The 13,882-nt window shown below is 58.6% G+C and carries 16 protein-coding genes; 9 read left to right on the forward strand and 7 right to left on the reverse strand.

What is annotated here, in order from left to right; translation table 11 throughout:
* Positions 1 to 70 precede the first annotated feature (70 nt).
* The 6 genes from ACFWW2_RS19515 (at position 71) to ACFWW2_RS19540 (ending at position 5,551) form a co-directional block, all read left to right on the forward strand.
* Positions 71 to 631 carry a tetratricopeptide repeat protein gene (locus tag ACFWW2_RS19515; protein WP_393930872.1) on the forward strand — a complete coding sequence of 187 codons (561 nt, stop codon included), beginning with the start codon at positions 71 to 73 and terminating at the stop codon, positions 629 to 631.
* 27 nt (positions 632 to 658) lie between these two features.
* On the forward strand, positions 659 to 3,475 hold the full coding sequence (locus ACFWW2_RS19520; RefSeq protein ID WP_393930874.1) for a helicase-related protein: 2,817 nt from the start codon (positions 659 to 661) through the stop codon (positions 3,473 to 3,475).
* Positions 3,472 to 3,843 (forward strand): RNA-binding S4 domain-containing protein, encoded by a 372-nt coding sequence (locus tag ACFWW2_RS19525; protein WP_393930876.1) that lies wholly within the window; start codon positions 3,472 to 3,474, stop codon positions 3,841 to 3,843. The genes ACFWW2_RS19520 and ACFWW2_RS19525 overlap by 4 nt, the downstream gene beginning before the upstream one ends.
* 162 nt (positions 3,844 to 4,005) lie before the next feature.
* The gene (locus ACFWW2_RS19530) at positions 4,006 to 4,275 is read left to right on the forward strand and encodes a hypothetical protein (protein WP_393930878.1); all 270 of its coding nucleotides are present in this window, start codon (positions 4,006 to 4,008) and stop codon (positions 4,273 to 4,275) included.
* A 245-nt stretch (positions 4,276 to 4,520) separates the two neighbouring features.
* Entirely contained in the window at positions 4,521 to 4,856 is a 336-nt protein-coding gene (gene fdxA, locus ACFWW2_RS19535) for a ferredoxin FdxA (RefSeq protein ID WP_393930880.1), read from the forward strand.
* Positions 4,857 to 5,044: 188 nt separating this feature from the next.
* Positions 5,045 to 5,551, forward strand: coding sequence for a CarD family transcriptional regulator (locus ACFWW2_RS19540; RefSeq protein ID WP_393930882.1), 507 nt, complete (start codon positions 5,045 to 5,047; stop codon positions 5,549 to 5,551).
* 60 nt (positions 5,552 to 5,611) lie between these two features.
* Here ACFWW2_RS19540 and ACFWW2_RS19545 read toward each other — a convergent pair whose 3' ends face one another.
* The 3 genes from ACFWW2_RS19545 to purD all read right to left on the reverse strand — a co-directional run bounded on the left by ACFWW2_RS19545 (position 5,612) and on the right by purD (position 8,349).
* On the reverse strand, positions 5,612 to 6,232 hold the full coding sequence (locus tag ACFWW2_RS19545; protein ID WP_393930885.1) for an FkbM family methyltransferase: 621 nt from the start codon (positions 6,230 to 6,232) through the stop codon (positions 5,612 to 5,614).
* A gap of 226 nt (positions 6,233 to 6,458) precedes the next feature.
* A complete protein-coding gene (locus tag ACFWW2_RS19550) occupies positions 6,459 to 7,043 on the reverse strand; it encodes a hypothetical protein (protein WP_393930887.1) in 585 nt (194 codons plus the stop codon).
* Positions 7,044 to 7,086: 43 nt separating this feature from the next.
* Entirely contained in the window at positions 7,087 to 8,349 is a 1,263-nt protein-coding gene (gene purD / locus ACFWW2_RS19555) for a phosphoribosylamine--glycine ligase (RefSeq protein WP_393930889.1), read from the reverse strand.
* A gap of 50 nt (positions 8,350 to 8,399) precedes the next feature.
* Between purD and ACFWW2_RS19560 the strand changes: the two genes are divergently transcribed.
* The 3 genes from ACFWW2_RS19560 to xseA all read left to right on the forward strand — a co-directional run bounded on the left by ACFWW2_RS19560 (position 8,400) and on the right by xseA (position 11,269).
* Positions 8,400 to 9,068, forward strand: a complete 669-nt coding sequence (locus ACFWW2_RS19560; protein WP_393930891.1) for a glycine-rich domain-containing protein — start codon at positions 8,400 to 8,402, stop codon at positions 9,066 to 9,068.
* Between the two features lie 106 nt (positions 9,069 to 9,174).
* Positions 9,175 to 9,765, forward strand: a complete 591-nt coding sequence (locus ACFWW2_RS19565) for a glycine-rich domain-containing protein (protein WP_393930893.1) — start codon at positions 9,175 to 9,177, stop codon at positions 9,763 to 9,765.
* A gap of 1 nt (position 9,766) precedes the next feature.
* Entirely contained in the window at positions 9,767 to 11,269 is a 1,503-nt protein-coding gene (xseA, locus tag ACFWW2_RS19570; RefSeq protein ID WP_393930895.1) for an exodeoxyribonuclease VII large subunit, read from the forward strand.
* Here xseA and ACFWW2_RS19575 read toward each other — a convergent pair.
* From ACFWW2_RS19575 to ACFWW2_RS19590, 4 genes are read right to left on the reverse strand one after another with little or no spacing between them, the layout of a single operon-like run.
* On the reverse strand, positions 11,264 to 12,085 hold the full coding sequence (locus ACFWW2_RS19575; protein WP_393930897.1) for an aminoglycoside phosphotransferase family protein: 822 nt from the start codon (positions 12,083 to 12,085) through the stop codon (positions 11,264 to 11,266). The two genes, xseA and ACFWW2_RS19575, sit on opposite strands and share 6 nt — an antisense overlap.
* Positions 12,082 to 12,483, reverse strand: coding sequence for a hypothetical protein (locus ACFWW2_RS19580; protein ID WP_393930899.1), 402 nt, complete (start codon positions 12,481 to 12,483; stop codon positions 12,082 to 12,084). The genes ACFWW2_RS19575 and ACFWW2_RS19580 overlap by 4 nt, the downstream gene beginning before the upstream one ends.
* Complete coding sequence (locus ACFWW2_RS19585) at positions 12,480 to 12,872, reverse strand: hypothetical protein (protein ID WP_393930901.1); 393 nt, start codon at positions 12,870 to 12,872, stop codon at positions 12,480 to 12,482. Before ACFWW2_RS19585 ends, ACFWW2_RS19580 begins: the two co-directional genes overlap by 4 nt.
* Positions 12,865 to 13,866: an alkane 1-monooxygenase gene (locus ACFWW2_RS19590; protein WP_393930903.1), complete on the reverse strand. Its 1,002-nt coding sequence runs from the start codon at positions 13,864 to 13,866 to the stop codon at positions 12,865 to 12,867. The genes ACFWW2_RS19585 and ACFWW2_RS19590 overlap by 8 nt, the downstream gene beginning before the upstream one ends.
* Positions 13,867 to 13,882: the final 16 nt, after the last annotated feature.

Below are 13,882 nucleotides of genomic sequence, written 5' to 3' on the forward strand. Positions count from 1 at the left end.
TTTTTGTCCTCTTTCATTGATGTGACTGTGCCCCTCTGGTGTTGGCTGCACAGTGCGCTACATTAGCGTTATGGTTACGCAGACACATCGCTTCAAATGTATCGTTACGGCACTTGTTTTAGGAGTGGGGTTTTCCTTACCTGCGAGTGCTCAGCAGTCGACGCTGGATACGCTTTATCAAGAGCTGCTCCAGGCAGATGAGACAACCTATCTGCGTATCGAAGAGCAGATTATCGCCCAGTGGGAGAGGAGCGGTTCGCCCGCGATGGATCTTTTGTTGCGCCGTGGGCAGGACGCGCTGGATGATGGCGCGCCTGATGTGGCGGTTGAGCATTTTTCCGCCCTTGTCGATCACGCCCCGGATTTCGCCGAAGGCTATTATGGCCGTGCGACGTCGTTTTACATGCTGGGTATGATCGGCCCGGCCCTTGATGATATCCGCCAGACCCTGCGCCTGAACCCCCGCCATTTCGAGGCGATGCGGGGTCTGGCCACGATGATGCAGGAACTGGAACGGCCCGAAGATGCGCTGGAACTCTACGAGCTGGTTCTGGCGATCAACCCGCAATCAGCCGAGACGCGGGCCGCGATTGATGCTTTGACAATTGAACTGGAAGGGCAGGCGCTCTGACAGCCTGTCCCCTGATCGGGGAAAGACATGCAAGCCTCCCGGATTACGGCGGTTCTTGGTCCGACAAACACGGGCAAGACGCATTACGCGATTGAACGGATGTTGTCCTATCGGACTGGTGTGATCGGCCTGCCGCTGCGTCTACTGGCGCGCGAGGTCTATGACCGGATTGTTGCGGTGCGCGGCCCGTCTGTTGTCGCGTTGATCACCGGGGAAGAACGGATCGTACCACCGCGTGCCGCCTATTGGGTCTGCACGGTCGAGGCGATGCCGGATGGTATGGGCTGTGATTTTCTGGCGGTGGACGAGATACAGCTATGCGCTGATCCAGAGCGCGGCCATGTGTTTACCGACCGTTTGCTGCATGCGCGCGGCTTGCATGAAACCTTGTTTCTGGGTGCTGACACGATGCGCGGGGCGATTGCCGCCATGGTGCCGGAGGCGCAGTTCATGCGCCGCGACCGGATGTCCGAATTATCCTATACAGGTTCGAAAAAGATAAGCAGAATGACCAGCCGGGCCGCGATTGTGGGGTTTTCTGTTGAAAATGTCTATGCGATCGCTGAGCTCTTGCGCCGCACAAAAGGCGGTGCTGCGGTGGTGATGGGTGCGCTTAGCCCCCGCACCCGCAACGCCCAGGTCGAGATGTATCAGAACGGCGATGTGGATTATCTGGTGGCCACTGATGCCATCGGGATGGGGCTGAACCTTGATATCAGCCATGTCGCTTTTTCGTCGCTGACCAAGTTTGATGGTCGCCGGATGCGGCATTTACAGCCAGAAGAGCTGGCGCAAATTGCCGGCCGCGCTGGCCGCCATATCGAGAACGGCACCTTCGGTGTTACGGGCGAAGCGCCTCCGCTGGATGAGGCTGTGGCCGAAGCGATTGCCGATCATCGGTTCCAACCCGTCAAGAAGCTGCAATGGCGCAACAGTGCCCTGCAGTTCGGGTCGGTCAAACGGCTGATCGCCAAGCTGGAAGAACGCACTGATGATCAGTGGTTGACCCGTGTCCGCGAAAGCGATGATCTGCGCGCGCTCAAGACGCTGGCGGCGGATACAGAGGTGGCGGCGCGCGCCACTGATGGCCCGTCGGTCAAACTGTTGTGGGATGTTTGCCGCATTCCCGATTTCAGGGGCATTTCAGCCGGTGAACATGCCGGGTTGTTGACCCATATCTACAATGATCTGCATCAGCTTGGGCATGTTGATGCCAATTGGTTCGCCCTTCAGGTGAAACGGATTGACCGGGCCGATGGGGACATTGATACGCTGTCCAAGCGGCTGGCCTATATTCGGACATGGACGTATGTGGCCCAACGCAAGGGGTGGTTGGTTGACGAATCTCATTGGCGCGAGGAAACCCGCGCGGTAGAAGACCGTTTATCGGATGCACTGCATGGTGCATTGACGCAAAGATTTGTGGACCGGCGGACCAGCATTCTGCTTCGCCGGCTCAAACAGAAGGAGAGCCTTGTGGCTGACGTGAACGACAAGGGTGAAGTAACGGTTGAGGGCGAATTCGTCGGGCGGCTGGAAGGGTTCCGGTTTCGCATGGACAAGGCGGGTAGCCCGGATGAGGCCAAGACGTTGCGCCAGGCCTCGGTGGCGGCACTGGTGCCGCAGTTTCACCTGCGCGCGGATCGCTTTTATAATGCTCCGGACCCCGAGATTGATTTCACCGAACAGGGTGGATTGATGTGGGGCGATCAGGCCGTGGGCAAGCTGGTGGCGGGTGCCGATCCGTTCAAGCCGGGGGTTGAGGCGTTCGTCGATGAAGAGGCTGGACCTGATGTGGCCGCCAAGGTGCAGCGTCGTTTGCAGCATTTCATTGACCGCAAGATAGCGGCAGGGTTTGAGGGTCTGCTTGCGCTGAAGAATGACGAGACCCTGACAGGAGCGGCAAAGGGCTTTGCCTTTCGTATGGCCGAAGGCTTTGGCATTATCCCGCGCGGGGAAGTGGCCGATGAGGTCAAGGCGCTGGATCAGGATGCCCGTGGCGCGCTGCGCAAACATGGCGTCCGGTTTGGCCAGTTCACGATTTTCCAGCCCTTGCTGCTGAAACCCGCGCCGACCCGTTTACGCCTTGTGCTCTGGTCGCTGACCAAGGGCTTGCAGGAGTTCCCCGAAAGCCCGCCCCCCGGTCTGGTCACGGTGCCCGCATCCAAAGACGCCGTGCCCGGCTATTACGCCATGGCGGGCTATCGTGCTGCCGGTGAACGGGCGATCCGCATCGACATGCTGGAACGTTTGGCTGATATGCTGCGCGATCAGGACAGCCGTGGCGGGTTCGAGGCGAACCCCGATATGCTGTCGATCACCGGCATGACGTTGGACCAGTTTGCCGATCTGATGACGGGTCTGGGCTATAAAGCCGAAAAGGGCGAACGCGAGAAAACCCGCGCTGTCGCGACGCAAGTTGTCGCCCAAAGTGATCCGTTGCCGGAAACGCCCCCGACCGAGGTGCCTGGTGACACACCGCCCGAAAGCCCGGTCGAGACACCACAGGAAACCCCGGTCGAGGTTCCAGTCGAGACCCCGACAGAGACCCCCGTCGAAGTGCCGCCAACCACCGATGAGGTGCCGGCGGAGACGACGCTTGAGGTGGCCGATACCGGCCCTGAGATCGAAGTGTTCTACACATTCACCTGGGGCGGTCGTGCGGCACGACCTGCCCGCCCGCAGGGTGACCGCCCGAAAGGCAAGGGAAAACCAAAAGGGCGTGGTAAACCGCAGGGTGGTGGCAACAAGCCGCAAAGCTATCAGGCCAAGCCCAAGCGTGAAAAGCAGATCGATCCGGATAACCCCTTTGCCGCCGCACTGGCCGGGTTCAAGAAGGATTGACCGACCCCCGTCCGACCATCCGGCTGGATAAATGGCTGTGGCACGCGCGGTTTTTCAAATCGCGCAGCCTGGCCGCCGGGGTTGTGACAGCGGGCAAGGTGCGGGTGGATAGCCAACCGGTCAGCAAACCTGCCCGGCCCGTTGGTCCCGGTGATGTGCTGACATTCATTCAGGCGCGTGAGACGAAAGTGGTCCGCATTCTGGCCTGTGGCGAACGACGCGGACCCGCGCCAGAGGCGCAGGCGCTGTATGAAGATCTGACACCTGCGCCGGTCGCGCGCCCGCGCGCCGCACAAGGTGCTAATCCGAAATACGAAAAGGGCGGCAGGCCTACCAAGAAGGATCGGCGTGATATGGGGTTGGACTAGCAGATCACGGCAAGTGTCAGGTGGTACGCGGATTCTGAGCTGAAAATCATTAGTCGCGCGGCTTTTTTTAGGGGCATCGATTTTTTTGGGAACCGATTTGCCGTGGCGGGGTTATGTCGTCAACTGCGCTTTGACGCAGGTAACAGTATGATGGAGACGACTATGAAAAACCTTATGTCCACAGCCGCGTTGAGCTTTACACTGATTGGCGCATCGACCTTTGCCTTGGCCGATGCCCATGCCGATGTCACAGCGGTGACCTGTGCAGAGTTTGCCGAGATGGAACTGATCGATCAGGAATCAATGTTGGCTGAGCTGACCGCGACCGTCGAAGGCGCGGACAACGACGAAGTCATGATCGGTGACGTGCAGATACTGTGCAACGGGTCTGAAGACGAGACTGTTGCCAGCGTGCTGAGCGAAGAGTCCTAAACGCCGTTTTCTGAGATAATTCAGTCGCATGACGACTGGACCTGGCATGCCCGACACTTCGGGCATGCTTTTTTGTGCGCGATACGGCCACACTGTTCTGTCAGGCGGGTCTGAGTTGGGACAATGGTCCGAACTTACTGAAATGCCGGGATATGATGACGCACCGTTGCGTCAAAAGGCCTTTCGATCTTGAATGCCGTTTGCGTCTGGCATAGCTACCTGTCGACAGTTATCCGGATGCCTTCATGACCTATATCGTCAACGACAATTGTATCGCCTGCAAATACACCGACTGCGTCGAGGTATGCCCTGTGGATTGCTTCTATGAGGGTGAAAATATGCTGGTGATCCATCCTGACGAGTGTATCGATTGTGGTGTCTGCGAACCCGAATGCCCTGCCGATGCGATCCGCCCGGACACAGAGCCGGACATGGAAAAGTGGGTGGAGTTCAATCGCAAGTATTCCGAGATGTGGCCCGTGATCATTACCAAGAAAGATCCGTTGCCGACCGCTGAGGAAATGGATGGCAAGGATGGCAAGATGGAACTGTTTTCCGAGGCACCGGGCGAGGGCGGCTAACGCCCTGAAAAGCATGAATTTAGGGGTGCCGTAACGCGGTGCTTTCGAAAAGTGCGTTTTTATGATATGATTCTCGCAATGCTGCGAACAATGTGACTCAAAACAGGCTGGCTGAATACCCGGCGGTGACGTGATGTCTCCGGCGGTTTTTTGTCGGTTTGTGTTGGGATCGCCATGAAAGGACGATCATGAGTAAGAAGAAAAGTGAATTCAGCCCCGAGCAGTTTGTCGTTTATCCCGCACATGGGGTCGGCAAGATTATTTCGGTTGAAACACAAGAGGTTGCTGGTTTTGAACTGGAGCTTTTTGTGATCGCGTTTGAAAAGGACAAGATGACCTTGCGCGTGCCGACGCACAAGGCCACCGAAGTGGGCATGCGTGCATTGGCCACCCCTGATGTCGTGTCTCACGCGATGAAGACCCTGCGTGGCAAGGCCAAGGTCAAGAAAGCCATGTGGTCCCGCCGGGCGCAGGAATATGAGCAAAAGATCAACTCTGGCGATCTGATCGCCATTGCTGAAGTGGTCCGCGACCTGCACCGTCAGGATGATCAACGCGAGCAGAGCTATTCCGAACGTCAGCTTTATGAAGCTGCGTTGGAACGTCTGACCCGTGAAATCGCTGCCGTAGCAGGCAATGATGAAAACGCGGCCGCCGCCGAGATTGATTCAGTGCTGGTCGGGCGCGCGGCCTGATCAAGCATTGAAAATATTGACATTCCGGGACTTGCGCTGGTGCAATTCCCGGATGTCAGACTAACCCGTGACCTTCCTGAACAAGAGCATTCCGCCACTTGAAACAGACTGATCATAGTTGAAGTTTTGCGCCGACAAATCGTCAAATGTTTTTTTGACGCCACTTGGTCGGATGATGCGTTTGTGAAGTTCGAAGAAAACCTTGGTCACTGAGCCAAGATCGGTTTTCTCGAAAATGTCTCTTTCACCGCCTTCGATATCCACAACAAGCGCCGTTGCAGCCTTTTGCCGGATGAGATCGGAAAGTCGTAAGACGGGGATATCAACCTGATCGACAGCATTTCGGACCCGAATGAGGGAAGATGACCAGAACGGATCGGCGACGTAAAAGGGCAACGTTCCCGAGGCAGGCATGTCTGCCGCGTCTGATACGGTCACCGCATTCAAGACTTCACAATTAGCCAAACCATTCAGACGATGAACTTTTTGGGCATATGAAATCAGAGCTGGATTTGCCTCGACGCAGGTGACAGCTTCGACTCCAATCGCCTTGGCGATATAGGCCGAAATGTAGCCAATCCCGGACCCCAGTTCGATCACCCGATCAGTACTGTCCAGGAAAAGTGGCGTAGCACGGACCTCGGGGCTTTCGTATTTTCCGACCCTCAGCGCCTGTTCCACACGGGCGTCCACAATTTGTGGATCAAGTGGCAAGACGACGCCATTGAGTTCGATTGTCGGAAATTCAGTGTCTGACATAGCGGGCAGGTTTTCCTTTGTGACCGTCGATTTCCGGCCGACGCCGCGGCCAATCCCGCTGTTACGATATTGTTGCGATCACTACTATAGGGTGCTGCTACATACTATCCCTTCTGGTTTCCCCCGGTCCAACTATCAAGAAAGCTGCTTAAGATGCCTTCAGCCGTTTGCCAGCCAGGTCAATCGCCGAGCGGATGCCGAGCAGTATGCGCCTAAACCAGGCCTGATCGGCCGTCCCAATGCTGTTCTGAGCATTGGCGATCCGGTCATACATGGAAGTCATGAAACCGACATTCGCAGTCAGAAACTGCGCTTCTGTCACGCCATAAAGGGCCTGCGATTCCTGGGCGATCTTATCCAGGTTGATGCTGCCCAATTCCGGATGCAGGAAATCGGCCAGATCCAGCAGGACCATGCGGTTGTCATCACTTGGCATATGGCAGATTGTCTTGGCGATATGGGCCTTGGCGATGGTTTCATCCTGCCCTGTCTGGGCAGACAGCCACGCAGCCGAACGCAGTTCCTTGTCCGGTTCGGCATCATAGATCACATCATGGGCCAGAATGGCCTTGTCCAGATCGGGGTCGTAATCAAGCCCAAACGTATTAGCGGCATGCCAATAAAGCCGCAAAACATGGTCCCAATTGTGATAGGTTCTTGCTGGATCTTCCGTGTAGGCGGCACGCGCGGCCAAGCCCAAATCGGTCTCAAGAATACGCGACCATGACTGCATCAAATTTCCTACTTACGGGCACCCCGGCGGGGCCTTTCCCCCGTTAAAGCGCGCGCCAACCAATATCGGACCGATAAAATCCAGCGTCCCAAACAATACTTTGGGCCATAGCATAGGCCCTTTCATGTGCTTCGGCTAGTGTTGTGCCGCGCGCCGCAATATTGAGCACTCGTCCGCCGGTTGCAGTAATTTTCCCCTGTTTTTCAGTGGTTCCCGCGTGAAAAACCATGTGAGAACTGTCTTCGGGTTGCTGGTCCAGCCCCTCGATCACCGTCCCTTTTTCGTAAGTTCCGGGATACCCTTTGGACGCCATCACGATAGTTAGGGCGTAATCATCGGCCCAGTTCACCTGGCATTCCTCCAGCCGTCCGTCCGCGCAGGCCTGCAGCAGGTCCAGCACCTGCCCGCCAAGCCGCATCATCAGAACCTGGCATTCGGGATCGCCGAAACGCACGTTGTATTCCACTAGCCGGGGCTGCCCGTTCTGGATCATCAGCCCGCAGAACAGGACCCCTTGAAACGGGGTGCCCCGTTTGGCCATTTCGGCCATGGTGGGCTCAACGATTTCGGTCAACGCCTTGCGCGTGATCTCGTCCGTCATGACCGGGGCAGGGGAATAGGCCCCCATACCCCCGGTATTCGGCCCAGTGTCACCATCATAGGCGCGTTTATGGTCCTGCGCCGTGCCGATGGGCAGGATCGTCTTGCCATCACACAGGACAAAGAACGATGCTTCCTCGCCCTCCATAAACTCTTCGATCACGACTTCTGCCCCGGCATCGCCAAAGCTGCCGTCGAACATGTCGTCGATAGCTGACAGGGCCTCATCCTCCGTCATGGCAACGATGACACCTTTGCCGGCGGCCAGACCATCGGCCTTGACCACAATCGGCGCACCTTGCTGGCGAATATAAGCGCGCGCAGCCTCTGCATCGGTAAAATGGGTATAGCCGGCGGTCGGGGCGCCGGCCGCGTCACAGATCGCCTTGGTAAAGCTCTTGGAGGCTTCCAACTGGGCGGCTTCCTGACTGGGGCCAAAAACAGAAAGTCCTGCGGCACGCAGGCGGTCGGCGACACCCGCGGCCAGCGGTGCCTCTGGCCCGACCACCACAAAATCAATTGCGTTTTCCTCGGCGAATGTGGCCACCGCGCCGCCATCCATAATGTTGATATCAGCGCATTCGGCAATAGCGGCGATACCGGCATTGCCGGGGGCCACAAGCAGCCGGTCACATTTCGGGTTCTGCTTGATCGCCCATGCCAGGCTGTGTTCGCGCCCACCACTGCCCAAGATCAGAATATTCATGAATACGCCCTCAAATTGCCCAGCTTACCGGTTTTATCTGCGGATAGACGATGGGGCGATGGGGAACAACCATGCAGGACATGGCGCTTTGGAAAAGGATTGCCGCGCATCAATTTGATGCGTCGACAGGTAGCGCTCCGTTTTCGGTCAAACTGGCGCAGGCCGAGGGGTGGAGCAAGGCCTTCACGAACCGGGTTATCGAAGAATACCGGCGTTTCGTCTACCTGACGCAGGTCAGCGACGCGCAGGTCACACCATCTGAAGCAGTGGACCGGGCATGGCATATGCATCTGACATTCACACGGGACTACTGGGACGTCTTTTGCGCTGAGGTTCTGGGCCAGCCGTTGCATCACGAACCTTGCGCCGGGGCAGAGGACATGCCGCGCTACAGGGCGCAGTATGAACAGACCAAAGCGCTTTACTTGCGCGAGTTTGGTGGCCCGGCACCTGCGGATGTCTGGGCCGCGCCAATACCGTGGCGATCCATCATTGCAGGCGGTCTGATTGGTGCTGTCGGCCTGGTCACGTTGCTATTGGCCATCGTTTCGGGGCACGGAAGCCTGACGCCGCCGGTGCTGGCGGGATATGGCCTGATCGCGGTAGGTTGGGGCTATGCGTTCATAATGCTGCCCCTGCAGACCAACGGAGGCAGTGGTGACAAGCATACATCGGGATGCGGCGGCTGCGGCAGCGGTTGTGGGGGATGTGGCGGATGACACTGCGACCCAAAATTACACAAGCCGACCGAGCTTCTTTATTGGATTTTTTCAATTCTGGGTTTAACCTATGCGATGGGGGCGCTTCGACGCGCAGGTTCAACAAATGAAACGTGAAAAAAGTGACCGCAGGCTTTGGCACCGCCTGGAAGGGTATAGTTTTCATGAGCGCCCGCTTTCTAGATCGCTGATCGATCGGCTTGGGGAAGAGACGGGGCATTCGGTCGATGTCTGTTACACGCTGGTCGAGGAATATCGCCGCTTCATGTATCTGGTGGGCAGCACCGGCGAAACGCTGGCGCCGTCGCCGATCGTTGATCTGGTCTGGCGTCTGCATATCAGCGATGAACGCGCCTATTTCGAGGATTTCTGCCCGCGGGTCATTGGCCGTACCATTCATCACATTCCCGACGCGCCGCCGGTCGAGGAAGACCCGGCCTATGAGCGGACGCTGGAATATTATGCGCAGGAATTTGGACGCCCGCAGGTGCAATACTGGCCTGACCCGGATGTCGGTGCGGTGACCATGTCGACCGCACTGATGTGGATCGTCGGTGTCGCCGCATTCGCGCTTGCCGTGATCTTTGGGTCGTTTTTGTTTGCGGCTTTCGGTGCATTTGTTATCAGTGGGTCAGCGTTCCTGAAATGGAAGTTTTCATCACTTCCGCTTCATAACCTGAACCCGGAGACCGAATAGATTGAGCGACCTTTTCGAGGATGAGCCGGGTGACAACACCCCTGAATTCTCGGTCTCGGAAATCTCGGGCGCGGTCAAGAAAGCCATCGAAGGCGGGTTTTCCCATGTCCGCGTGCGGGGTGAAGTTGGGCGGGTGTCGCGCCCGCGCTCTGGTCACATCTATATGGATCTGAAAGATGATCGGTCGGTTCTGGCCGGTGTGATCTGGAAAGGCCGCGCCGTCGGTCTGGCCCATCAGCCCGAAGAAGGGATGGAGGTCATTGCCACCGGCAAGCTGACCACGTTCCCCGGCCAGTCGAAATACCAGATGGTGATCGAGGATATCGCCCCCGCCGGTGCCGGTGCCCTGATGGCGATGCTGGAAAAGCGCAAGGCGGCACTGGCCGCCGAAGGGCTGTTTGCACCGGAGCGCAAGAAGGATCTGCCCTATCTGCCCGAGATCATCGGTGTCGTCACCTCGCCCTCAGGCGCTGTGATCCGCGATATCCTGCACCGTTTGCGTGACCGTTTCCCGCGCAAGGTGTTGGTCTGGCCGGTGGCCGTGCAAGGGGCCAAATGCGCGCCAGAGGTGGCAGCGGCGATTGACGGGTTCAATCGTTTGACGCCCGGTGGTGCCTTACCGCGCCCTGATCTGCTGATCGTGGCGCGCGGCGGCGGATCGCTCGAGGATCTGTGGGGCTTCAATGAGGAGATTGTGGCGCGCGCCGCTGCGGCCTCTGACATTCCGCTGATATCCGCCGTGGGGCACGAGACCGATACGACCTTGATTGATTTCGTGTCAGACCGCCGTGCGCCGACACCAACAGCCGCCGCAGAACTGGCGGTGCCGGTACGCATGGAATTGCTGGCCTGGGTGGATCAGCAAAGTGCAAGGCTCAGCCGGGCGTTATCGACCGGTGTTCAGCAGCGCCAGCAAAGGGTGCGCGATCTGGGCCGCGCCTTGCCGCAGGTTGAAACACTGGTCGAAGGGCCGCGACAGCGGCTGGATTATTTGGGCGAACGCCTGCCCGCCGCCTTGCGCGGTGCGGCGGCCAAGAAGCGCCTGCAAATGACCGAGACCGCGCTGCGCCCCGGCATCCTGACCCGCCGTCTTGCAGAGGATCGCCGACGGCTTGATGGTTTGGCCGACCGTCTGGTACCTGCGTTGAAACGCAGGACACGGGATGGGTCTGTTGCACTGGAACGGGCGGGCCGGGGTCTGCGCCGTGAGGTCTTGCAGGACCGGATCGCGCGGCAGCGCGAGCGGTTGGATGGCGTATTGCGCCGCCTGTCTGACCGGGCCTCACGCCAGCAGGCCGAGCGTCAGGCCCGGCTGGAGGCACTGGACCGTCTGCGCGAAACGCTGGGCTATGTCGAAACGCTAAAACGTGGATATGCGGTTGTGCGCGGTGACGGGAATGTGGTTACCGGGAAGGCCGCAGCCGAACAGGCACATGAGCTTGAGATCGAGTTTGCCGATGGTCGGGTGACGGTCAGCGGTGATCCGCAGGGGCGGTTACTATAGATCGGTATAAAGCGTTAGCAGCATGTCCAGCAGCCGGTGATTCGGGTCGGTGGAGGGATCATCCGTCCATGCCATTGACAGCGCGCAATGCGCCACGGCCCAGCCCAGCAAGCGTTGTGGCGCAATATTCAGGATATGCCCGAGCGTCGTGGCAAGTCGTTTGATCCGTGCCGGGTTCATGGTGATCTCTGGGCTGTCGATCGGGTTCTTGAAGGCATTGGCGAGATCATAGGCCGGATCGCCCAACACCCCTTTGGCATCGAAACTGACCCACCCCCGGCTGCCCTGCTTGATATTGTCATGATGCAGATCGCCGTGCAGGGGCCGAATATCCTGCTGTGCTGTCAGCATCGCGGCGGCGATCTGCTGACCGCGATGCAGGTTCCGCCTGACAGCATCTGGCCAATGCGATGGAAGGGTCAGGTTACGCAGGGCTGCGAACCGATCTGTCAGGGGGGTGAGAGGGAGGTCAATTCCCGCGCCGTGGATTTCGCCCGCGACCCTTGCTAGCATGGCGTTTGCATCGTCATCCCGGCCCGCGCGGCTAAGATCGCCCAAGGTCGGGCCGTCAAGCCATTCCATCAATGCTGCACCGTCGTCGACGGCATGGACCTTTGCCGCACCCCTGCCGTCCAGCGCCTTGAGCAGATCAAAGCCGGGACGCTCATCCTGCATATCGCCGTTCTTGTAGATTTTCAGCGCGGCGGGTTCCTTGCCAAAATCCACCTTCCAGACAATCGCGATTTTGGTTTCGGCCACCAGCACGGGTGCGGTGACGCCGAAACGGCGCAGAATGGCGTCGGGCGGTGCCCTCACGACGACAGATCGTTGCAGATCAGCGGTTCCGTCCTCTCGGTGACTTCATAGATCACTGTAAAGGGCGGGCGGGTCGTATAAACGCCGCGCAGACCATCCGGTTCATCATAGACGGTCCAGCACTTGTGTTCGGGGTCACCTTCGTAGCGAAAGCAGATATCCCCCTTGCTTTCAAACCAGACGCCGTATTGGCAGATGCCCGCGGCTGAGGACCACATGACGCGCTGCCCCTCCATATATCGTTCGGTGCCGTAGGTGGGGTTGATATCGGTGCGAAAGGTGATGGTGCGGCCCGTGACATAGGCGTCAAAGGCTTCGGCATTCATCCGCTCTTGCGCCTGGGCGCTGCCACAAAGCAGGACCAGAAGGCATGTGTGAACCAGCGTGCGCGTGATCATGACATGCCCGGGTCGCATTGGTTGTTCAACATGGTCTGCGTCAGGCTTGCTACATGGGTGCGATCATCATTCTCGCCCGGGACGACCAACATGCCATCTTCGTGAGTGAAAAAGTAAGAGCAGTTCAAGCTGGGCCAGTCCCTGTAGCGAAAACAGATTTGTCCATCTGCTTCAAACCATTTGCCACGCAGACATGTACCGTCCGCCGCGGCCCAGATCACCTGCCGGTTTTCCAGATAGTGTTCGGTCCCGTACGGCGCTTCGCCAGGGTAGGCAAAGGCGAAAACCCTGCCTTCGGTGTAGGATTGAAAGGTTGATGTGGTCAAAGCCTCCTGCGCCTGCGCCTGCGCGGCAGGGGTCAGGAAGAGACAGATAAGAACGTTACGCATTTTCCAGCTTTCGCAATTCCGGATGCATGATCCGCCGCCATAATGGCGGGATCAGGGCGATGCTTGCCATCAAGGGCAGGGGTTTGGGTAATATGGGCGCACCGTCAGGCAAGGAAAGCCCGGGATAGGGACGCGCCGGATGGGCGTGGTGATCGGAATGGCGGGTCGCATTCAGCATCAGGGCGGAGGAATACCAGTGCGGGCTGTTCCAGCTGTGCTGTGTGCCGACAGGCTGCGGTTTTCCATCGGTCACCTGCCGGACCAGCCCGTAATGCTGCACATAGTCCGACATCAGCAATTGCATCTGGGCATGGCCGGCGAGGGCGACATAGACAAGCATCCCGGTGATCCCGCTGGCGGCATACGCGGCGGCAATAAACAAGATCGCCCCGCCAATATAGACCAGATACGGATTGCGCCATGCCGGGCGGTTGATGCGGGCCAGCCGCGCCGCCTCGGCCTTGTACCCTTTGCGAAAGGATCCGATCCAGGCGCGCAACGCGTAGCGGTAAAAACTTTCGCCCCTGCGCGATGTGTTGGGGTCGGCGGGTGTGGCGACATGCCGGTGATGGACCAGCACATGGGCCGATGTGTGATGCCCGAACAGCAGCGTGATATAGACCCACATGCCAAGGCGATGCAGGGCGCGACCGCTGCGGTGGATCAGCTCATGCGCGTTGGCATTGCTAACCTGCCCGAAGAACAGCCCGGCAGCAAAGAACAGGCCGAGTTTTTCCAGCAAGCCCAACCCGGCGCCGGCCAAGGCCAAAACCACTGCGGGCAACAGGGCGAAATGGGCCAGCGCAAGGGTAACGGACAGGGTATCGCCTGCCGGAAACTCCCTGGCCTCCTGCGTCTGCCGCACCAGCCGATCCAGCGCGCTGACGAATATGGTCAGGTAAAGGACCGATAGCAGAATCCACACACCCCCCCAGACCGACCCGGCGGCCAGAAGGACCACCGGGATCAGGGTTGCGATCGTGAATAGGCGCATTGATCCGTTCATGTTT

This window comes from Yoonia sp. R2-816 (genome assembly GCF_046762905.1).
Classification (GTDB): Bacteria; Pseudomonadota; Alphaproteobacteria; order Rhodobacterales; family Rhodobacteraceae; genus Yoonia.